Below are 19,049 nucleotides of genomic sequence, written 5' to 3'. Positions count from 1 at the left end.
TGATTAAACGACGTGTCGATGCCCACGACATATGCACAATCGTGGATGACCCCCATACTATCCGGTCATCCTTGCTATCGAGCCATTGGCCTTCAGCGCCGCCATGAGCATCGGTCCGACAGAAAACTGCCCTCCCCTCGCCTTTTCGGTCAGCACCCGCAGATAGCCGCCTGCCGAGTTGATATGTTGCGCTCTTTGCAGGATGCAGGCGATCACGATCGCGGCAACTTCCTGGCCCATCACATGGCAGGCCTCCTCATACGCTGAGGGCGAAACGCCAAGGTACCCCCGCACCTGGGCAGCGGTCATCATCAAGTCGCGCCAATTTCCGATCCCGTTGACGGCATAGTCCGCAATTTCGGGGCACGCTCTCAGCACAAGTCCTATCGGGTAGCCTTTCGGTTTCTCGGCCGAAACAGATGTTGGCTCGACCGCCGCCCTGCTTTTTTCGAAAGCCGGTTCAAATACAAAAGTGGAGTCTGTGTTTGAATCAGATTGCTGCCGCTCATTTTGGGACTCATTGCCGCTAGGATTCCTGGACTTTGTGAAGCTTTCCAGCATCCTGTCCACTTCATCGTGCAATGCGGTCAGCTCCGCAACGAAGCCCTCCAGGTCAGATAGGCCGGCTCGGCGGGGAATGGCCCCCACGATGGTTCGGAAACGCCTCCAGATGGCTCCCCAGTCGCCAGGAACGGCCTCCTCGATCGCAGCCTCGACAAGCTTATGGATGTCACGGCGATGGAGCGTGACCCGCTCACGCATCAATTTCAGCGCCCTAGAGTCGGCGCGGACCTGCTCGGCCGCCAGCTGAAACTCCGCGGCCCGTGTCAAAAGGGGCGCCAACGAGAACCCGAACGCTTCCACGACAGCCCCGCCCTGCCCCTTGCGAGCGAACCTTTTGCCATTGGGGCTATCGCGGCGGATGATCAGACCGCAATTGACCAACTCCGCCAAGTTCCTGCGCAATGTGGAATCGGCCATGCCGTGTGCGCGCAACGACAGCTGAGCGTTCGACGGAAAGACCATCAGGCCGTTTTCCTCGCTGATCTGGTCGTCTGGGTAGAACGTCAACAGGCCGCTCAGCACCGCCAGCGCGCGGTCTCCCACGCCGAGAGCCGACTTTCCCTCACAGAGCCAACGATAGACCTGCCACTTCTCGACGAGAGATCCTTTCGGGATCTCCCGCGATGCCGTATTCGCTTGCACCAGGGCAAGCGTCATCGGCCGCCGCCCGAAGGGCGTCGTCGCGTACCCACTCTTCATTTCCCTCACCTTTCAATCAGGCAAAAGAACTCTGCTCGCCGAAACGGCGCCACGACTCTTGACAGTGATTCGGGGAAGTGCGATTCTCAGCTTGCTAGAGACATGAGAAGGGCTTCCGCGACGGTGACGTTCGGGGGCCTTTTTCTTTTGCGGTTTTAGTCTCCTGCTTTCTTCGCAATTTCCGATTCCCGAAAAGCCTCGAAAAGCTCGTCGAGCTTGCCGGCAATGAATGCGCCGAAGGGTGATGCTTCCTTGGATTTCAAGGCAAGCGTAAACACTTTTCCAGTGTCGGTGATGTTGGCCCGGACCGATTTGTCCCGGGGGATCCACGACTTTTGCTGAGACTTTGATGGCGCCGGCGGGCGTTTCACCGGGCCACTCAGATAGTCGAAGAGATGGGCGAAACGGCCATCACTCCCCGGTTGGGCAAAATCCGCGCTTTCCACATACTCTGTCGCCCTGGCTGCAGCCCCAGGATGCTCCAACAGTTTGGCAAGTTGCCACCAGCGATCCCGGCCAACGCCCTTGGCGGCGCCGACTGCCAGAATGACCTGCTCAGGAATGCTGCTGGTAACGGAGCGCATCTTCGAGAAGGTCGTATCATCGAGTGCAAGAGCCGACTTCACCGTATCCGGCGAATGGCCCCGCTTGAGAATGCGCTCCGCGAAAAGCGTCCGCTCGATGAAGGACAAATCAGACCTGGCAGCATTCTCTTGACCCTGGGCGATGACATGGTCCTCATCGCCCATCTTCTTGACGACAGCACGGACAGGCCTGCCCAGTTGGCGGGCGACCCTGACGCGCCTGTGGCCAAAGACGGTCTGAAACCGACCGGAAATCTCCGGATGAGGTCTGACCAGTACAGGGGAATCCTGTCCTCGGTCACGAATCGCCACCAGCAACTCCTGAAAGGCCTCATCGTCACCGGCCATGCGGTCAGAGACGAATGACGTGTCGACCAATGCCGGATCGAGATCGACGACAGAACTCTTCGAGAGCTCCTCGAACGACTGTATAATCGACCGTGATGCGCCGCGAACGGCATACCCCGATACATCCTGGTTATTCGCGACTCCAGTCGCTGGGCCCATAACACTGCCGAATATGTCCTTGCGCGCCATTCAATCGCTCCCATTCTCGGTTAGTCGACTGATTTCACGAGCAAACTTGTCATTTTTTACTGCCGTAAAAGCCGTCATGACCGTCCCCATGCGCGATGGACTAATGTCGCGATCTCCGAGTTCACCGCGTCCAGCGATTCGAGCGCCCGGTCGTAGGTTGAACGGGTAAAAGACGATTTCTCCACCTCGTAGAGCGTCTGTTTCGTCAGGCCCGCGTCCGAAATCGCCGTCGACTTGAGCATCGGATTTTCGAGGATCTGGCCAGCAAGCATCGATTGCATGAAGCCGACCATCTGCGCCTGCGGAATGTCTGTCGGTTCGTAGCGCGTGATCAGATAGCGAAACCAATCCAGCTGTATCGATGCGCCGGCCGCTTTGATGGTCTTCAAGATGCCGCCGAGCATCAGCAGAAACTGGCTCATCGACATCAAGTCGAGCATCTGCGGGTGAACGGTGATGAGAACGGATGTCGCCGCCGACATCGCCGTCAAGGTGAGATAGCCAAGCTGCGGCGGGCAATCGACGACGACGACGTCATAACGGCTGTCTACTTCTGACAGCGCCTTTGCGATCCTGGTGAAAAACTGGCGGCCGGCATTGGACGATTTGTCCTGCATGGCGAGCGGCGTGTCGTACTCATACTCCTGCAGCTCAAGATTGGCCGGAATGATATCCAGGCCAGGGAAATTCGTCGGCACGATCACCTCGGAGATCGGCTTGCGCTCATCATCGTAGCGGATCGCCTCATACAGAGAGAGGTTGCGATCGAGTTCCGGCTGAAAGCCATGGAGCGCGGAGAGCGAGGCTTGCGGGTCGAGATCGATTGCAAGGACACGGTGACCGGTCAGCGCCAGGTGCTGGGCGAGGTGGGCGGCGGTCGTTGTCTTGCCGCTTCCGCCCTTGAAGTTGACGACAGCAACCACCTGGAGCTTGTCGCCGGGCTTGCGGTGGGGGACGTACTTTTTCACCTCGGTCCGGCCGTGGCGGTCAAGGAAATGGCGCAGCTCAAGCATTTGCTCGGCCGTGTAAGATCGCCGGCCGGAGGGGACTTGATCGGGCAGCGGCCCTTTGCCCTCAAGATGAAGGCGCTTCAAATTGTTTTGCGACACACCAAGATAGTGGGCCACCTCAGCCATCGAAAAAGAGCGTAGCGTCTTCGTCGCGTTAGGTGGGAACTTCTCCATGCGTAGCTGGTTGAGGCGTCGCGATATCTCGGCACCCTGCTCGAGAATTTTGTCATCGAACTCAAAGCGTGGTAGCCGCATGGCGATGTTCATTCTCGTCGGAACCTGAATTGGCGCTTTTTGCGATGAAACTATTCAACAACCGCCATTAAGCTCCGATTCGGCCAACCCCCGCAAGAAGTTTTAGGTTAAGAGAATGTTAACGATGCGGGTCGGCCCCTTTGCTGCCGGTTGACGCTGGTATAACATAATCCGTACCCATTAGCCGAAACTAGGAGGTTTCCGCTCTCCCATCTAAATGTATGTTTTCTCTGCCATAAGGATCAGTTTTTACGGCAGTAAATCACGGTCGTCAGCAGCCAAAGATTGCAGATGCCGGCTGCGCAGGGCAGTGCGTTTGGTTCCCGCCGGCGAGACCGGGGAGGGACAATCTGGCCATGTGAGACAGAGGCAAGGGCCGCCCGTCGAAGGGGAGGCAGGTGAGCAATGGTCGAAGGTCCAAGCTCAATTGGGCCGATTGGCTCCAAGCAAGTCGCGGGGCGGCGTGGATGGAGCAACTGTCGGCCCCCATTATCTTGTTCGAGAAATCAAGCAGCCGTGTCGATAGCGGATGTCGGTGGCGTCGTGCGGGTGCATGAGTGTCTCGCATTCGTATGCTTGATAATCCCTTCCTCGGCGCCCAAAGGATAGAGGGCGTATAAACCGCAATCCAGCGCGCGTCACCAACGTTGGACAACCTTCGCGCGGGGGATGGAGGAAATTCGCCCCCGTCGTGGCGGTGAACGGGACAGCCGCAGGAGCGTTCTCTAATTGCGGGCCCGGGGTCAACCGTTCTCTAGCCTTGCCGATGTCCGGAACGTGCACAGCGTCTGGATCGAGGTGCAGCGCGACCAGGTCGGCAGGGTGACCTTCACGCAGCTCCTCGGCGGCCAGCTTACGGTGCTGAAGTGTCCACAGAACCTAAATAGCCGCTCACGCCCTTCATTCGCGGATCGTTCTAGCAACACGTCGATCGCCAGATAAAATTCCTACTGGCCCTTGGACGAATGACCTGCCTCCTGCCGGTTTCAGCGTTCTCTTCGTGGTCGAACAGTGCTCGCCACAGCATGGCATCGGACGCTGCGGCTCCCAATGTCAGCAACGCAGTCCGCTCCGATGGAAGGGCTGCATAGCTCCTGGCGGGTTTGCCGCTGCTCGTCCCGGCAAGGGACAAGATTACCGTCGAGCGACGGATTTCTTCGGGTTCACCTCCATCTTCATGCGACTGCCTCCGCTTCAGCGGCCGACCATCGGAAGGATACGGAAAGCAAAGGCCTAGCCACTTTCCTCCATCTCGATTCTGGACTCGCCTGCCAGCCTGACGCATTCTTCGGAGGGGCGTTGGGGCGGGTAGTTTAAGCAAGCGACGAAGGCTTGGCGTTCAATAGCTGGGACTAAAAGGGGGGCAGGTGGCGCAGATCGTGGCGGTCGCATGTATAAATCACCTTCAGACTGCTCGCGTGTCGATGTTCACCTTATTTGATCAAGGATCGCCTATGCGAGAATTGCCAAAGAATATCGATGCCGACCTTGTAATCGAGATTAGTCAATTGCTCGATGATCATCTCCTTTGGTTCCGGTTCCGGTCTATCAACTCACCGTGCGGTTCGCCAGCGGGTCAAGACTGGTTTGCCCGATCGGTCCATTGAAGAGTTGATCGTCGAGATGGCTACGACACGCTTGCTGGCAATGGCTTTTGATCTGCCAGGCGAGGGAAATGTTGTGGCCCTCCCGGTGAGACGATAAGACGGAGGCTATGCCTACCCAGGGCGCCTCAGAGAGAGAGAGAGCTGGTCCAGTGCTTTTCGGCGACAATCAATCAAGATTGGCAATCCTTGGTCGCGCCAGCTGGTAGCCTTGACCATTTTGTCTCCAAATGACGAATGTTTCCATGATTCGGTGGCATAGGCACCCATCACCAGAACGTCTGTCTTCTAGCTCACACTTCCCGAGAAGCCACCGCGGTCTGCAATCGAGCTTAGATCCAATTGTGCTTTATCGCGATGTCGAGGGCCTGGTAGGTAGTCATGACGTTGAGCTTCCGACGGATGTTCGGCAGTTGGAACTCGACCGCCCGTCTTCTGACATTGCCAAGTGCTGCGATATCGCCGTTGGTCTTGCCCTGCAGGAGCCATGCGAGGCATTCCAGCTGATAGCTCGTCAGTGGGAGGGGGCTGCGCATATCAACCCGTCGTCGCTGCGGCTCTGTAGGTAGCCATCGATGAAGGCACCAAGTGTCAGAACGGAATACCCGTCCGCTACCATCGCGGGGTCGGGTTTCCGCTCACGGGACGGGAAGGTAAAGAGGGCACGCCTTCCGGACCCGTCGAAGATCGGGATCGACATCTCCGAACGGATGCCAAACTTTCGGGCTTCGCCACAGAACGTTGGGTGAGACCTTCTTGCTGGAACGGGCAAACCTTGCTCCGACCAGGCGTAGGCTCCGCGTCTCGGGGAGATTAGCGAGGCCGCTGTCGCCCTTAACTCCCGATGTCAACTGAAACGCTAAGTAGAAATCTCGCCCTAGGGGGCCGTTCAAAGCCCGGAAGCCTTGGTGAGGTTGGTGCGGAACCGCTCACGCCGGCGCTGATATTTGCGGGTCATCTCGGCCGAGGCGTGGCCGAGTTACTTCCGCACGTAGCGCTTCTCGATCTCAGCCGAAGAGGCGAGACCTGCTCGCAGCGAGTGTCCGGCGAACAACAGCGCGCTCCGCTTCCGGAAGATCGGCGCGGACGCCACCGGCGAGCGCCGTTTGCTTGACCAGGCGGGCGATTGCTTGTTGGACAACCGCTCGACGTCGACGGTCTCGTTGTCCTTGAAGATGCGGCGGAAAAGCGGGCCTCGCGCAATGCGGCCCAGCCTGATCCAGGTCTCCAGCGCCACCACGGGGCAAGACAAATCGCTGGAGCCGCTGCCCACCTCGACCTCGCGCCAGCCGGTCTTCCCACGCAGCGTCACCAGCACGCCCTTGTCCGGAAAAATCTCGATCCAGCCGGCGCCGTCACTCTTGTCGTCTCGCACGACGTCGAGGCCGACGATTTCGGAGCGGCGCAGGCCGCCGGCGAAGCCCAGGAGCAAAATAGCGCGGTCGCGCAGGCCGCGCAAATTATGGCCGAGCGTCGCGATCATCGCCAGGAGATCGTCGCCGAGCACGGCTTCTTTCTGCCGCGGTGGCTTTGCGTGTTTTCTGCGAATGCCGGCAAGCACCATGGCGATATGCCGATCGGATCGATCGAGCGCAAAACCGCGCTGGGTAAAGTTCCAGGCGTGGCCGGACAGGCGGCGTTCAATTGTGGCGACCGAAAGGGGTAGCAAGCCCCGGTGGGCCTCACCGGCGGCGCTGCCTGAGGCACAGGCGCTGATATAGAGGCCGATTGTTTGTACCTCTGGGGGCAGGGGCTCGAAACCGTTGCGCCGGCACCAGGCTGAAAAATGCCGCCAATCCTTAGTAGGCGGTTTTGGTGTTTTCGGAGCGGGCGGCCCTGGCGTAGCCTGTTGCCGTCTCGACGAGCGCTTCGAGATTCGCCGGCGCCCACGGGGTGGTGGGTGGGGCCCCCATTTCCAGCACCAGATCGACGATATCGGGAAGATCGCCATCCGGATGGTCGGCGGGCGAGAGGTCGATTTTGGCGGGTTTCGATGGGGAATCTTCCATGATTTGGCACGCTAGCGCCATACGTCCGATAACAACATTATCGTTCGTAACAGTTGCACGACAGGCGCGGCGGTTTCTGCTAAAGTACGCTGCCAAAAGCGCCGCGCCGATTCATGCTCTCGGCGATGATTCTCCGCCCGAAATTGATCCGCCATCACCCGCTTGTCACCGCGAGCTCGGGCCCGGTTGCGCCGGTCGCTCCGGTGCCGGCCTGGCTGCGCGCCGCGGCGGCCGCTCCGCAATCGCTTGAAGATGCCGCTTTTGCCGCCGCCGCGGCGGCGGAAGCGGCAAAACGCGCCGGCCGCATGGAAGACGCAGCGGCGTTGCGCGACGCACTGCTGCTCACCCGCCCCGGCGATAATTTCGGGCCCGCCGGCCGCATGCTGCTGATCTAGCGCAGGCTGGCCTCGCGTCCGGTCGCGACTTTGGTTGGCGAAGCGGCGCTGGGCGAGATAGGCGCGGATCTGGGGAGTTTCCTCGATGAGGACACGGCAGGGCGTCTCGGCGATGAAATCAAAGGGCTTGCTGGCGCACACGCGAACGCGGTCGGCGTGGCCGCCGATGTCATCGCGACGCTCGAGCGCCTACCCGCCACCGCCGACAGCCAGCGATCGGTTGTCGCCAGCGGACCAACGGCAAGCGCAGCCGGCATCGCGCCAAGCCATTTTTGGCGCCTATGCGCGGGCGGCGCTGCAGGCGGTGGATCTTGCCGCCGAGCTCGGCCGCCGCGCCGATCATCTGCTGGCTGTTGCGCCAAAATTGCAGGCAAAAGGTGCGGACGCGGTGATCGAGACGCTTCTCGGCGATGACGCCGTCGTCGCCTCGCGCGGTGATACAACAAGACCGGCATGAGCGATCGCGGGTTACGCCGGCTGTTCGACCGGCTGCTCGAGTTTGGCGCCGTGCGCGAACTGTCGGGCCGCCCGACCTTCGTAAGCGCGAATTTCTCCGCACCTTTTTCCATTGAGCGTGTTTTGGCATGAAGTGTCCACTTAACGGAGGTGGACACCAAGTGATTGAGGACGATGAACAGAAACTGCTGGTGAGGCGGATTTTGCGCAACGGCCGCCGGCGGTACGACCCGGCGTCGAAAGAGCGGCTAGTTGCGGCCTGCCTTGAGCCTGGCGTGTCGGTATCGCGACTTGCGCTTGAATATGGGATCAATGCCAACCTTCTTCGGAAATGGATAAAGACGACCAAAGACGCCGGTGCTTTGCCGCCACCTGCACCGTCTGCGTTCATTCCAGTTCAAGTCACCGCTGCGGACCACAGCCTGCCTATGCAGAGCAATTCGGTGGACAGGCCTGCTGCGCGTGGTGAAGAGCGGCTGTCGAAGTCGGAAAGCATGGGCTCATTGCCACTCCCAGCCAAGGTGAGCGCGTCTTTGCCGAACGGCGTGAAGCTGGTGCTGGAATGCGGTGATGTAGACGCGTTGACGGCGATCATTGGAGCTCTGGGCCATGTTCAGACTGGGCGCTGATCTCAACGTCTACCTGCACCGCGAGCCGATCGATTTTAGGGCCGGCATCAACAGCCTTGCGGTCCTGGTTCAGGAGGTGATGGAGCTTGACCCATTTGCGCCTGCGGTCTTTGCATTTTGCAATCGCCGCCGCGACCGGATGAAACTCTTGTTCTTCGACCGGTCCGGCTTCGTGCTGGTTCTGAAGCGGCTGACCGAAGACAGGTTCCGATGGCCACGCCGGGAGACGGCGGTGGTTACGCTGACGACCGAGCAGCTCCATTGGATTCTCGACGGCATCGACATCGATGCAATGGTGCGCCATCCGGTGCGGCAATATCAGGTTGCGGGCTGACGGCTCCCGAATTGTGCGGTTGACGCGTCGGTGCGGTTCAGATTCAAAACTACGATGAATCTGGAGGGTTCTGTGTGGTCGCGGGCGCGATTGGGCGGGCACGCATGGGTCGCGACTACATTGAAGCCTGATTGAACTGAACCGCGGGATGGCGGGCGGGGCTATGGGGATTTAGGGGTCGACAGTGTGTCCGAGGCGCCGGAGCGGGCTCGCCGATCGCTCTGGGGCAGTCGCCCGTCGTCGCGATGCAGGACCATCTGCGACGCGAGAGACGGCGCCATTGGGTCGTTGACGCTGAGGTGCAGCGTTGCTGGCGATAGCCAGGCTGCGACTTTGACTAGCGGCGCGCAAAGGCCCGGCGGCGACTGTAGCAGACGCCGGGATGGACGGTGCGAGCGTGTCGGTGCGCGGCGTGTCATGAGGTGTCTGGCCAGGTCTGGGCCTTGCGCGGGATCGGGCCGAGCGAGGCCATGGCGCCGCCGCAGCCCGGACAGATGTCCAGGGAGCGCCCTGTGAGACAGCGGTAACGCTGGCGATAGTCGGCGGTCGGGTCCGGCGTCGGCGGCGTGGGCGCCGCCAGAAGAAGACGGCACTGGGCGAGCTTGGCGACGCGGTGGCCGTTGGCGAAGAGGCCGTAGTGGCGGATGCGATGGAATCCGTCTGGAAGAGCGTGCAGCAGGAAGCGCCGGATGAACTCGTCGGCGCTTAAGGTCATGAGCTTGTGCTTGGACTTGTCGTGGTGGCGATAGTCCTTCCAGCGGAAGCTGACCTTTCCCTGGTCCAGGCTCACGAGGCGGCTGTTGGCGATGGCGACGCGATGGGTGTAGCGGCCCAGATAGGCGAGGACCTGTTCGGGACCGCCGAACGGGGGCTTGGCGTAGACGACCCATTCGATCCGCTTCAGTCCAGCCAGTTGGGCGCAGAAAGTGGCAGGGTCGGCCAGGCTGGCGAGATCGCTGAAGAAGCGAAGCTGGCCGGCGTCGAAGGCGTCCTGCAGGTGCTCCAGGAATAGCCGCCTGAACAGGCGCGACAGAACCCGCACGGGCAGGAAAAATCCCGGCCGGCAGGCGATCCATCGCCGGTCCCCGGCCGTCGCCGGGGCAGGCTCGAGCGACAGGCCGCCGCCCGGCACGACGCAGTGGACATGCGGATGATGGTGGAGATTTTGACCCCAAGTATGAAGCACGGCGACCACGCCGATCTCGGCGCCCAGATGCCTGGGATCGGCCGCCGCCGCCCTCAAGGCTTCGGATGCGGCCTTGAACAGGATCGCATAGACCGCCGCCTTGTTCTGGAAGGCGATCTCAGCGATCTGGGCCGGGACGGTGAAGACCACGTGGAAGTATGGGACCGGCAGCAGCTCAGCCTGCCGCTCGGCCAGCCACTGGGCGCGGGCTAGGCCCTGGCACTTAGGGCAGTGGCGGTTGCGGCAGGAGTTATAGGCTTGCCGCACGAGGCCGCAGTCGGTGCAGTGTTCGGCGTGACCACCCAGGGCCGCGGTCCGGCACGCCTCCACCGCGGCCATGACCCGGCGCTCGACACGCCCGAGATGGCCGGCATGGTCGCGGCGATAATCATCCCCGTGACGGTGGAATACATCCGCCACTTCCAGATCCGGGCGCATGGCGCGCGGCTCAGCCGGGCGGCGTGATCTCCATGTGGAGTTGGTCAAAAGGACTGGCGGTCCGGCCGATCACTGCCGTTGAGACCTGGGCGTACAGTGTCGTCGTCGCCAGGCTGCGATGGCCCAGCAGCACCTGAATGATCCTTATGTCCGTGCCGGCTTCCAAAAGGTGGGTGGCGAAGCTGTGACGAAGGGTGTGCACCGTCACCCGCTTCTCAACGCCCAGGAACTCGCAGGCTGCTCGACAGGCGATCCCCAAGGTCTGCGGGTGGATCGGGCCGCGGCCATCGCGCCGGGGAAACAGCCATCGCCCCGGCTTGGTCAACCGCCAATAGACGCGCAAAATCTCCAGCAGCTGCGGCGACAGCATCACATAGCGGTCCTTGCCGCCCTTGCCCTGCTCGATGCGAATGACCATCCGGCTGCTATCGATGTCGCTCACCCGCAGACACGCCGCCTCCGCGGCGCGTAAGCCCGCCGCATAGGTGGTCATCAGAGCGACCCGGTTCCTCGTCCCCTTCACGGCCTGCAGAAAGCCGACCACCTCATCGGCGCTCAGCACGACCGGCAACTTGCGCGGCGTCCGGGCGTAAGCGATCCGCTCAGGCAGATCAGATCGACCCAGCGTCACGCCGTAGAAGAAACGCAAGGCGCAAACGGTCTGGTTCAACGCGCCCCACGAGACCCTTCGGCCCACCAAGTGGGCCTGATAGGCGCGCACCTCTTCGTATCCCAATTGATCGGGTGATCGTCCAAAAAATCGACTGAACTTCGCCACGTGATGCACGTAGGATCGCTGGGTCTCCGGTGACAAATTGCGGATCGTCAGATCTTCAATCATCCGCTGACGCAGAGGGCTTATCTGGGCCATCTGGGGTTCTCCTGTCTGGAAGGTTGGCTCGACACCAAATCTTCTCAGACAGGGGCCTCCTCAGGCCAGACCCGCGCGTCAGCTACCGCGGCAGCGGTTTAGTTCAATCGACCTGGCGAACCGACTGTTGAGGAGTTGATGGCGCGCATTGCTGTGCTGCAGGCGGAGAACCGTCAGCTCGCAGAACGCGTGGTTAAGCTCGAGGAAGAGTTGGCGCTGGCGCGCTCACATCGTTTTGCGCCCAAGAGCGAAAAGCACGTTGATCGCCTTTTCAATGAAGCCGAACAGGTTGCCGATGAAGACGACGCCGGCAGCGAAGATGGCAATGTGGTCGACCTGCCGGACACCGGCTTTCCGTCCACCGAAAAAAAGCCGGAGGGAAAGAAGCGTGGCCGCAAGGCCCTGCCGGAACACCTGCCGCGCGAGCGCGTCGAGTATGACCTTCCCGAAGATCAGAAGGCCTGTCCTTGCTGTCGTCACCGGATGCACCACATGGGCGAGGCCATTACCGAGCAGCTTCATATCGAGGTGAAGGCGAAGGTCCTGCAGAATGTGCGCTTCAAGTATGCCTGCCGCCATTGCGACCGTACCGGCATCAATACGCCGGTCGTGATCGCGCCGATGCCCGCGCAGCCCTTGCCGGGCAGCATCGCCACGGCCTCGACACTGGCATTTGCTCTTGTTCACAAGTACGTCGACGGCACGCCGCTCTACCGCTTGAGCCAGGCATTCGAGCGAGCCGGCGTGCCCGTCAGCCGCGGCGCTCTGGGGCATTGGGTGATCGGATCGAGCGAGAAGCATCTCTCCCGCATCTATGACGCACTGAAGCTGCGGCTCAGGTCTCAAGCACTCATCCATGGCGACGAGACCACCGTCCAGGTCCTGAAGGAAAAGGACAGGGAGGCCACCAGCACATCATTTATGTGGGCATACCGGAGCGGCGAAGAGAGTAACGAGCCGATCGTGCTGCTCGATTATCAACCGGGTCGCGGCCAGATTTATCCGCAGGCCTTCCTCGGCGATTACCGCGGCATACTGATGAGCGATGGCTATACCGCATGGCGCACGCTGGCAGGGGCCACCCATGTGGGATGCATGGCCCATTCCAGACGTCGCTTCGTCGATGCCCTCAAGGCAAGAAAGAAGGGGGGCGGTCCGCCGGAGCAGGCGCTCAAGTTCTTCGAGCAGCTCTACCGGGTTGAAGGCCAAGTTCGGAACGAAAAGCCGGACAAGGGCGAAACACAAGCCGATTGCATTCGCCGCTTTCGCCAGCAACACAGCGTTCCCATCCTCAATGCTCTCAAGGCATGGCTCGACGACATCGCGCCGAAGGTCTTGCCCGATAGCAAGATCGGCGACGCCGTGTCCTACACTCTGAACCAGTGGGAGTACCTGACGCGATACACAGAAGACGGCAGGATGCCGATCGACAACAACCTCCTCGAACGCGATATCAGAATCTTTGCCACCGGCAGAAAATCCTGGCTGTTCAGCGATACCGTGGATGGAGCCAGGGCCAGCGCCGTCATATACAGCCTGATGCTGACCTGCCGCGCCTGTGGCGTCGAGCCCTTGGCCTACTTGCGCTACGTCCTCAGCGAATTGCCGCAGCGCGCCACAGACGCCGACATCACCGACCTGCTGCCCTTCAACTTCGCCAAAACCGCCGCTGCATGATCCGATGCAGCCGTCTGACAGCGACCCCGTCAAACGGGCCGCGTCAACGCGCATGGAAATGAGCGCTTACCGACCTTCCGCATCTACGGATTGTGATCGAATGGTGGAACCGACACGACGCACACGAGAAAAAAGAGATGTCCAGCGAATGCTGGTCGTCCGCGAGTTGGATCATCTGCTGGCGGAGGTTCGCTGGCGCGAGTGGATGCATCGCGTCGAGGCGACCATTTTTGCCGCCAGCGAACCCGTTTCGCGTGAGGCTCTTGCGCGCATCGTCAGCAAGAGCTGCAATCTCGATCTGATCATCGATGACATCCGCGAGGAACTGCGTGGCCGCCCCTATGTCGGACTACGCATCCCTTGGGTTCCTTGCGCAAAGCGATTTCGGACGCGATCAGTAGGACGGGTCGCGCCGCTGCCAGCCATCAGATCGCCTGCTCCGCCGCTCGCAATTCGGGCGTAACATCCATGACGCCGGGTATGTCACAGACAGTCGCGCAGCATGAACCTCCAGCCTTTGACGCTATCGACGTACGTCGCGGTTCGACGACTTCGTACGGAATGATGGCTGCCCTGGTGACACGGAACTTGCCATCGAGCAGGACAGCCGCGAGCCGGTCAAAAGGTCTGTCGGGGAGTCGGCGGATAAATCCGAGCTGACGGGAACCGCCCAGTGTTTCAAGCTTGCGGCACTTTATCTGATAGCGCACCCCCTCGGTATCGATGGCGTCAGCATCGGCGGAAGAATTGCTGTTGAGGGTCCACCCGAAGGCTCTGGAGAATAGGAGCTCTCCGTAGTCGCCGGTTGGATTGTTGGCACTGCGCACGATCTTACGACGCCGCAGCTCTGCCAACAAATCGCCGTGCAGTTCAAGGAGGGCAGAGACCGGCGCGTCGGTGAGATCGATCATCTACGCAAACCCTTCGATACGTTCGCGGACAATCGCGCGCATTTGCTCCGCCATCTTCGCGCCTTGAGACCCGTCTGATAGAGGCGATGGCAATTCTAGGTGATCGAGTGCGTGCGAAAGAGCGGCGACAAGATCGTCAATTGCGTTGTCTGCTTCGGCAGCCTTGAGGCCTGCAGTGCTGGCGAACGTCTTGAAGTCGGCGCGGCGCAGACGATCGTCCTTGCCGTTCAGTTTGAGCGCCATCCGGTCTCTTTCGAGACGTGGAAACACGCGGGTCGTGACAGCATCGTAGAGCGGTGCCATGCGAACCGAGCTGAATTGCGCGCTGCCCGGCTCTGCGATCTTGAGGAGCGCCATGTTCTTAAGATGCATGTCGCCATCGGCGATCAGCCAGGCGAACAGGGATCGCTTCAGCACAAGCAGAACATCCTCTTCCGGGGCGGTTGATAGAGGTCTCAGAGCCCGCGCGATGCGCTCCATCGTGCCGTCGTATTTTGCTTCGGTGGGCACACCCAGCACGGAACAGAAATCCTCAAGCGCAAGAAGATGCTTGTCATCAAGGCTCGTCCTGATGTCGAACCGCTCAACCACGAGCGCGGGCGGCATCCCGTCAGGCATGGGAACGAGTGCGGTCGGGGCCGTTGTGAAACCGGATCGGCGGCCCAACGCGAGCGACTGCCATTCAATAACCGGCAGAGCCTCAAATCCGCTCGTGCCAGCAGGTTTGAGGATATGGGTGAAGGGTTTGCCGGTGCTGGGCGACAAGGTGCCATCCGCATCGAGGAACATTGGCGCTTTGATCTGGACACCCGACAAGCGGGGTGTATCGGTGCGCTCGAATATCTGTGCGAGATTGCGTTCGAAGCTTTGCTCCAGGTCGCCGCGGCCCGGCCCGGCATACTGGCCAGTGAATAGAGAGTTCTTAGTGAAGCCACTGAGCCGGGTCAGCAGTATGTCAGGCGGCAGGGCGGCGAGATCGTTCGCGCGCTCAACGATCGTGATGTTCGACATGTAGCGCTTGCCCGAGCGCAGCATCGCGCGCTCGTCGCGGTCGTTCAAGACTGACTCAAGCCAGCCTTCGGGCAGCAGCGACAAAATGAAGGGCGGGAGTTTACCCGGCGTGGTCTGGCGAACGAGCGGCGGGCCGTCCTGATCGTCGGGATTCCAGCGCCATTCAAAACCGTCATGAGTGAGGTTGCCCAGGGGCGCGCCGTGCCATGCGACAATCAAATCAAGTGCGGCCTCGTTGCGCGCTGCTTCCGCTGGCGCGGGACGCCGGAGCAGGAAGCGCTCGGCATGCTCACCTTCGCGATACCACTTATTTTCGCGGGCAAGTGACCATATGGCATCGGCCGCACCCTGGGCGCTGCCGTACTCTTCGATGAGGCGGTTCGCGATTGTCTCGCGCATCGTTTCGTCGATGGATGCCGCGTGCTCGCTGCGCAGACGGAAGGCTTCGAGGAAGCGTTGGCGCATTGAGGAAACGTCGATCCGGAATTCTCCCATGCCGTCATCAACAATCGCCGCGGCCACAGATGGATGATCGGGAGCCGCGTTCTGGATGATTTCGAGCAAGCGGATGGGCGTGCGCTGTATCCGCCGCCCGCTTAGGAACAGGCGGCCGTCGCGGGTTGGCCCGAGAAGGACAGCGCTCGCCGCTGACAGGTAGGCGTTGGGGTAGAGATATTTTGCGATGCGGACGGCATGCTTGAGTGCCGTCGCCTCGATATCCTCCCCGGCATTGACGTAGATGCCGCGCATCAGCTGGACGAGTTTGCCCGTCTCAGCCTGGTAGTGGCTGCGGGTTTTGTCGATGTTCTCTCCAACTAGGTGCAGGGGCATTTTCTAACTTTCGCGTATCTCACATACGGGAAAGTAACACGGCAGGCTTGAAACGGCAATGATTTCTAACTTTAGCGTATTTCAAATACGGGAAGGTTAGGAATCTGAGGCCCATGCCTCCAAGGCCGAGCTGACCGAACTAAGGGCGTGGCGACAACAAGCCGTGCGGCGGCTCATCGGCAAGGTCAGCGGCCCAGCGCCATACCTCGCTTCAGATTCCACACGTCTGGCGAGCGGGTAACATTCTTGGTGAGGCAGCCGGTAACAAAATTACGTGAGGCAACACGACAACCATCTCGACACGAGGAAGATGCGACGGCAGTGCACCCGGTTGGCCCGACGCTTGACAGTCTTTGCCAGACGTTCCGTGGGAGCAGCCTGCTCGTTCTCCTTCTCGCCGGCCGCCTCGATCCGCTCGGCTGCTTGCCCTTGCCAGGGGCCGTACTGTTCGCTAGCGCAACTTACATTTCTTCCTTGTCAAGGAACGCGGCAAGGACCTCCAGACTCAGTGGCTTCTCGGTGACTTTGGCGCCAAGGGCTTCGGCCGCCGCGACCACCTCGTCGGTCAGATTGCCGCTCATCAACATGACCGGAGTATTGATTTGCGACGAGCGGAGGATGCTCATTAGCTGCAAGCCGGTCATCCTGGGCATATGCTGATCTAGGATAATATGGTCAAAATTCTCCAGCTCAGCGTTGAGGAGGTCCGCGCCTGAAGAGAAGCCTTCCGCAGACCGCCCGAGCGCATCGAGAAGAAAGTTGAGCGCCTTCCGAGCGTCCTCGTCATCGTCCACAACGGCAATCATGTTCCGATTGATATTACTCATGCAGATACCTTTGCAGCGGTTCGAAATGGCGCATTATGCGCCAAGCAGCCCACAAGAATAGATTAGCTCTCCAGCTCGTCCTTGATGCTAATCAAGCGGGCGCGGCTTTTTGCAGCGTTGCTGTCCCGCCTCCTGCGTTGTGCTCGGCCCACAACTGCCCCCTCGACTCGACCATTCGCCGACAGATCGACAGACCAATCTCCATGCCGGTGGATTTGGTGGTCACGAAGGGTGGGAACAGGCGGTCGCGTCCCTCCGGCGCGAAACCGGCGCCGGTGTCGGCTACCGCCACTGCAACCATGTCATGTGCAATGGGGAGGTTGAAAGCCGCAGCACGTCTTCCGGCGCCCTCCTTGGCTTTTATTGCATTAGGATCGAGGTCCAGCAGGTGCTGTTGAACCTTATCCGCTGAGGTCATCGACGCATTGCTGGCGAAGCTTCTCGAGATAGCGGGCAAGCGCTCCGTCCTGGACGTCGAGGTAGCCGTCGACCCGTTGGATGATCTTGTCTCTGAGGCCTCGCTCAAGCTGGGTGCGCAACTGCCGCAGTTGCTTGTCAACGTGGCCGAGCTCAAGCCATGCCTGATCGTCGTCGAGCTCGTGATAGCCACCGATCGCTTTGCGGATGACCTGGCGGCTTTGACGATCCACGAGTTCGCCGGTGCGTAGCGCTTTCTGCGAGACCTTGAGGGCCTGGAGCGTTGGGCGTCTCGCAATGGAGCGGTACTTCGAAAGCGGGACGCACGAACGCCATGTCGCCCGCAGGAAGCTGACCCGTGGGCGGGTCTTGGGGTGAGCTAATGCAAAAAGCCGGTTGATACCGCCCGATCAGGAGAACCCAATTGGGCCGTGCACCTTCGAGTGCGAGCTTTCGATCGGGACCTCAGCCGCGCGAATGGCATTATGGCCAGCAGCATATGTGAAGCGCCGCACCTACAGATCCCATGATTTGCGGCGCAGGCAGATTAGACTGCGCCATTTCAAACTCTGGAGGCCTGATCATGTCGCAATCATTCAACGGCGCAGAAGTTGTCCAATACGATCGTACGCTCGTGCTGGCTATCGAACTAAGCAACAAAAACTGGGTTTTGGCCGCCCAGGTGCCCGGCCTGCCGCAGACCAAGGCGAAGCGTGCCATTGAGCCAGATAAGCTTGCTCTTCAGTCCGCAATCCATGGCTATCATGCTCGTGCTGCTGCTGCCGGCCACCCGGTAGATCGGGTGGTTGCGACCTACGAAGCTGGATGGTCCGGGTTCTGGCTTGCCAGATGGCTGATTGCCAAAGGCGTGGAGGTCCATGTCATCCAGCCTTCCAGCGTGCCCGTCGATCGTCGCATGCGTCGCGCAAAGTCGGACGGGATCGACGCCGAGTTACTCCTGCGTACGCTGTTGGCGTGGCTTCGCGGCGAACCGCGCGTCTGCTCCATGGTACCGATCCCTGACGAAGCCGATGAGGATGCACGGCGCTCTGTCCGCGAACGAACAGAGCTCGTGTCCGAACGTGTCAGCCTTGCCAACCGGATCGGTGCTGTCCTCGCGACGCTCGGCGTCGAGGATTACAACCCGCTCCTGAAAAACCGCCGGCGGCGTCTGGCCGACCTTCGTACCGGTCTGGGTGACCCAATGCCACCTCACGCCCTCGCCAAGATCGAACGGTTACTGAGCCGGCTGGAGCTCGTTCTTGATCAGATCGCCACGCTGGAACACGACCGCGATGCGGTAGCGGAGGTGCCCGCTTCGGATGATGCCAGTCGGATGATCCAGCAGCTGTGCAGTCTGCGCGGTATAGGGGTGCAGAGTGCCACAATATTGGTCCGCGAGGCCTTCGTCCGTCGCTTCGCTAATGCCAAAGCGCTCGGATCTTATGCAGGTCTTACTGCGACGCCTTACAACAGTGGTGGGGTGGAACGCGAGCAAGGGATCGGAAAGGCCGGGAACCGGCGGCTTCGAACGGTGATGGTGGAGCTGGCCTGGCTCTGGCAACGCTACCAGCCTGGTGCTGCCCAGGTCGCCTGGTTCCGGGAACGCACCGGCTCTACTGGCCGCCGCGTCCGCAAGGTCATAGTGGTCGCCCTCGGTCGCAAGTTGCTGATCGCTCTGTGGCGCTTTGCCTTCGATGGTGTCGTACCGGAGGGAGCGACCATGAAGCCCGCCGTATAATAATTATCGAGATCGGGCAGCTCTGCGACGGCAAAGCAGCCCGGTGACCGAGGGAACCACGCC

At 60.7% G+C, this 19,049-nt stretch carries 19 protein-coding genes and 2 pseudogenes; 9 read left to right on the top strand and 12 right to left on the bottom strand.

Going from position 1 to position 19,049, the window contains the following annotated elements; genetic code table 11:
- Nucleotides 1-57: 57 nt before the first annotated feature.
- From repC to DBIPINDM_RS01305, 6 genes and pseudogenes are all read right to left on the bottom strand, one after another.
- Nucleotides 58-1,263 carry a plasmid replication protein RepC gene (gene repC, locus DBIPINDM_RS01325; RefSeq protein WP_258581085.1) on the bottom strand — a complete coding sequence of 402 codons (1,206 nt, stop codon included), beginning with the start codon at nt 1,261-1,263 and terminating at the stop codon, nt 58-60.
- A gap of 155 nt (nt 1,264-1,418) precedes the next feature.
- Entirely contained in the window at nt 1,419-2,384 is a 966-nt protein-coding gene (gene repB, locus DBIPINDM_RS01320; RefSeq protein ID WP_258581084.1) for a plasmid partitioning protein RepB, read from the bottom strand.
- 74 nt (nt 2,385-2,458) lie between these two features.
- Nucleotides 2,459-3,661, bottom strand: a complete 1,203-nt coding sequence (gene repA / locus DBIPINDM_RS01315) for a plasmid partitioning protein RepA (protein ID WP_258581083.1) — start codon at nt 3,659-3,661, stop codon at nt 2,459-2,461.
- 1,924 nt (nt 3,662-5,585) lie between these two features.
- A complete protein-coding gene (locus tag DBIPINDM_RS01310) occupies nt 5,586-5,789 on the bottom strand; it encodes a helix-turn-helix domain-containing protein (RefSeq protein WP_258581082.1) in 204 nt (67 codons plus the stop codon).
- Entirely contained in the window at nt 5,768-6,025 is a 258-nt protein-coding gene (locus DBIPINDM_RS43535) for an autoinducer binding domain-containing protein (protein ID WP_416361693.1), read from the bottom strand. Before DBIPINDM_RS43535 ends, DBIPINDM_RS01310 begins: the two co-directional genes overlap by 22 nt.
- Nucleotides 6,026-6,142: 117 nt before the next feature.
- Nucleotides 6,143-7,262 (bottom strand): annotated as a pseudogene (locus DBIPINDM_RS01305) (tyrosine-type recombinase/integrase).
- A 125-nt stretch (nt 7,263-7,387) separates the two neighbouring features.
- Between DBIPINDM_RS01305 and DBIPINDM_RS01300 the strand changes: the two are divergent.
- The 5 genes from DBIPINDM_RS01300 (at nt 7,388) to tnpB (ending at nt 9,076) form a co-directional block, all read left to right on the top strand.
- On the top strand, nt 7,388-7,657 hold the full coding sequence (locus DBIPINDM_RS01300; protein ID WP_258581081.1) for a DUF1403 family protein: 270 nt from the start codon (nt 7,388-7,390) through the stop codon (nt 7,655-7,657).
- An 85-nt stretch (nt 7,658-7,742) separates the two neighbouring features.
- On the top strand, nt 7,743-8,114 hold the full coding sequence (locus DBIPINDM_RS01295) for a DUF1403 family protein (RefSeq protein WP_258581080.1): 372 nt from the start codon (nt 7,743-7,745) through the stop codon (nt 8,112-8,114).
- The gene (locus DBIPINDM_RS01290) at nt 8,111-8,245 is read left to right on the top strand and encodes a DUF1403 family protein (protein ID WP_258581079.1); all 135 of its coding nucleotides are present in this window, start codon (nt 8,111-8,113) and stop codon (nt 8,243-8,245) included. The genes DBIPINDM_RS01295 and DBIPINDM_RS01290 overlap by 4 nt, the downstream gene beginning before the upstream one ends.
- Before the next feature lie 32 nt (nt 8,246-8,277).
- Nucleotides 8,278-8,742 carry an IS66-like element accessory protein TnpA gene (tnpA, locus tag DBIPINDM_RS01285; RefSeq protein WP_258581239.1) on the top strand — a complete coding sequence of 155 codons (465 nt, stop codon included), beginning with the start codon at nt 8,278-8,280 and terminating at the stop codon, nt 8,740-8,742.
- Nucleotides 8,723-9,076 carry an IS66 family insertion sequence element accessory protein TnpB gene (gene tnpB / locus DBIPINDM_RS01280; protein WP_258580693.1) on the top strand — a complete coding sequence of 118 codons (354 nt, stop codon included), beginning with the start codon at nt 8,723-8,725 and terminating at the stop codon, nt 9,074-9,076. Before tnpA ends, tnpB begins: the two co-directional genes overlap by 20 nt.
- 415 nt (nt 9,077-9,491) lie before the next feature.
- Here the strand turns inward: tnpB and DBIPINDM_RS01275 are convergent, their stop codons facing one another.
- Both DBIPINDM_RS01275 and DBIPINDM_RS01270 read right to left on the bottom strand, forming a co-directional pair.
- The gene (locus DBIPINDM_RS01275; protein ID WP_258580705.1) at nt 9,492-10,700 is read right to left on the bottom strand and encodes an IS91 family transposase; all 1,209 of its coding nucleotides are present in this window, start codon (nt 10,698-10,700) and stop codon (nt 9,492-9,494) included.
- Between the two features lie 10 nt (nt 10,701-10,710).
- Nucleotides 10,711-11,571, bottom strand: coding sequence for a site-specific integrase (locus tag DBIPINDM_RS01270; RefSeq protein ID WP_258580706.1), 861 nt, complete (start codon nt 11,569-11,571; stop codon nt 10,711-10,713).
- Between the two features lie 138 nt (nt 11,572-11,709).
- On the opposite strand from DBIPINDM_RS01270, the gene tnpC reads away from it, so the two are divergent.
- Together tnpC and DBIPINDM_RS01260 are read left to right on the top strand one after the other, a co-directional pair.
- On the top strand, nt 11,710-13,248 hold the full coding sequence (gene tnpC, locus DBIPINDM_RS01265; RefSeq protein WP_258581078.1) for an IS66 family transposase: 1,539 nt from the start codon (nt 11,710-11,712) through the stop codon (nt 13,246-13,248).
- A gap of 100 nt (nt 13,249-13,348) precedes the next feature.
- Nucleotides 13,349-13,591 (top strand): annotated as a pseudogene (locus DBIPINDM_RS01260) (SMC-Scp complex subunit ScpB); the annotation flags it as partial.
- An 82-nt stretch (nt 13,592-13,673) separates the two neighbouring features.
- Here the strand turns inward: DBIPINDM_RS01260 and DBIPINDM_RS01255 are convergent.
- From DBIPINDM_RS01255 to DBIPINDM_RS01240, 4 genes are all read right to left on the bottom strand, one after another.
- The gene (locus DBIPINDM_RS01255; RefSeq protein ID WP_258581077.1) at nt 13,674-14,159 is read right to left on the bottom strand and encodes a hypothetical protein; all 486 of its coding nucleotides are present in this window, start codon (nt 14,157-14,159) and stop codon (nt 13,674-13,676) included.
- A complete protein-coding gene (locus tag DBIPINDM_RS01250; RefSeq protein ID WP_258581076.1) occupies nt 14,160-16,001 on the bottom strand; it encodes a type II toxin-antitoxin system HipA family toxin in 1,842 nt (613 codons plus the stop codon). It lies immediately after the preceding gene.
- 461 nt (nt 16,002-16,462) lie between these two features.
- A complete protein-coding gene (locus DBIPINDM_RS01245; protein WP_258581075.1) occupies nt 16,463-16,828 on the bottom strand; it encodes a response regulator in 366 nt (121 codons plus the stop codon).
- Between the two features lie 91 nt (nt 16,829-16,919).
- Complete coding sequence (locus tag DBIPINDM_RS01240; protein WP_258581074.1) at nt 16,920-17,246, bottom strand: ATP-binding protein; 327 nt, start codon at nt 17,244-17,246, stop codon at nt 16,920-16,922.
- A gap of 7 nt (nt 17,247-17,253) precedes the next feature.
- On the opposite strand from DBIPINDM_RS01240, the gene DBIPINDM_RS01235 reads away from it, so the two are divergent.
- Both DBIPINDM_RS01235 and DBIPINDM_RS01230 read left to right on the top strand, forming a co-directional pair.
- A complete protein-coding gene (locus DBIPINDM_RS01235; protein WP_258581073.1) occupies nt 17,254-17,496 on the top strand; it encodes a hypothetical protein in 243 nt (80 codons plus the stop codon).
- Nucleotides 17,497-17,828: 332 nt separating this feature from the next.
- The gene (locus tag DBIPINDM_RS01230; protein ID WP_258581072.1) at nt 17,829-18,986 is read left to right on the top strand and encodes an IS110 family transposase; all 1,158 of its coding nucleotides are present in this window, start codon (nt 17,829-17,831) and stop codon (nt 18,984-18,986) included.
- The last annotated feature ends 63 nt before the right edge of the window (nt 18,987-19,049 follow it).

Origin of the sequence: Mesorhizobium sp. AR02 (genome assembly GCF_024746835.1) — a bacterium.
In the GTDB taxonomy this organism is placed as follows: Bacteria; Pseudomonadota; Alphaproteobacteria; order Rhizobiales; family Rhizobiaceae; genus Mesorhizobium.
This window is presented reverse-complemented; position numbering and strand designations above follow the sequence as displayed.

Excerpts from the sequence above, each read along its gene's own strand:
- repA (WP_258581083.1), bottom strand. The coding sequence starts at position 3,661 with ATGAACATCGCCATGCGGCTACCACGCTTTGAGTTCGATGACAAAATT.
- tnpB (WP_258580693.1), top strand. The coding sequence starts at position 8,723 with ATGTTCAGACTGGGCGCTGATCTCAACGTCTACCTGCACCGCGAGCCG.
- repB (WP_258581084.1), bottom strand. The coding sequence starts at position 2,384 with ATGGCGCGCAAGGACATATTCGGCAGTGTTATGGGCCCAGCGACTGGA.
- DBIPINDM_RS01245 (WP_258581075.1), bottom strand. The coding sequence starts at position 16,828 with ATGAGTAATATCAATCGGAACATGATTGCCGTTGTGGACGATGACGAG.
- DBIPINDM_RS01290 (WP_258581079.1), top strand. The coding sequence starts at position 8,111 with ATGAGCGATCGCGGGTTACGCCGGCTGTTCGACCGGCTGCTCGAGTTT.
- DBIPINDM_RS01240 (WP_258581074.1), bottom strand. The coding sequence starts at position 17,246 with ATGACCTCAGCGGATAAGGTTCAACAGCACCTGCTGGACCTCGATCCT.
- DBIPINDM_RS01230 (WP_258581072.1), top strand. The coding sequence starts at position 17,829 with ATGTCGCAATCATTCAACGGCGCAGAAGTTGTCCAATACGATCGTACG.
- tnpC (WP_258581078.1), top strand. The coding sequence starts at position 11,710 with ATGGCGCGCATTGCTGTGCTGCAGGCGGAGAACCGTCAGCTCGCAGAA.
- DBIPINDM_RS01270 (WP_258580706.1), bottom strand. The coding sequence starts at position 11,571 with ATGGCCCAGATAAGCCCTCTGCGTCAGCGGATGATTGAAGATCTGACG.
- DBIPINDM_RS01300 (WP_258581081.1), top strand. The coding sequence starts at position 7,388 with ATGATTCTCCGCCCGAAATTGATCCGCCATCACCCGCTTGTCACCGCG.
- DBIPINDM_RS01310 (WP_258581082.1), bottom strand. The coding sequence starts at position 5,789 with ATGCGCAGCCCCCTCCCACTGACGAGCTATCAGCTGGAATGCCTCGCA.
- DBIPINDM_RS01295 (WP_258581080.1), top strand. The coding sequence starts at position 7,743 with ATGAGGACACGGCAGGGCGTCTCGGCGATGAAATCAAAGGGCTTGCTG.
- DBIPINDM_RS01275 (WP_258580705.1), bottom strand. The coding sequence starts at position 10,700 with ATGCGCCCGGATCTGGAAGTGGCGGATGTATTCCACCGTCACGGGGAT.
- DBIPINDM_RS01250 (WP_258581076.1), bottom strand. The coding sequence starts at position 16,001 with ATGCCCCTGCACCTAGTTGGAGAGAACATCGACAAAACCCGCAGCCAC.
- DBIPINDM_RS01255 (WP_258581077.1), bottom strand. The coding sequence starts at position 14,159 with ATGATCGATCTCACCGACGCGCCGGTCTCTGCCCTCCTTGAACTGCAC.
- repC (WP_258581085.1), bottom strand. The coding sequence starts at position 1,263 with ATGAAGAGTGGGTACGCGACGACGCCCTTCGGGCGGCGGCCGATGACG.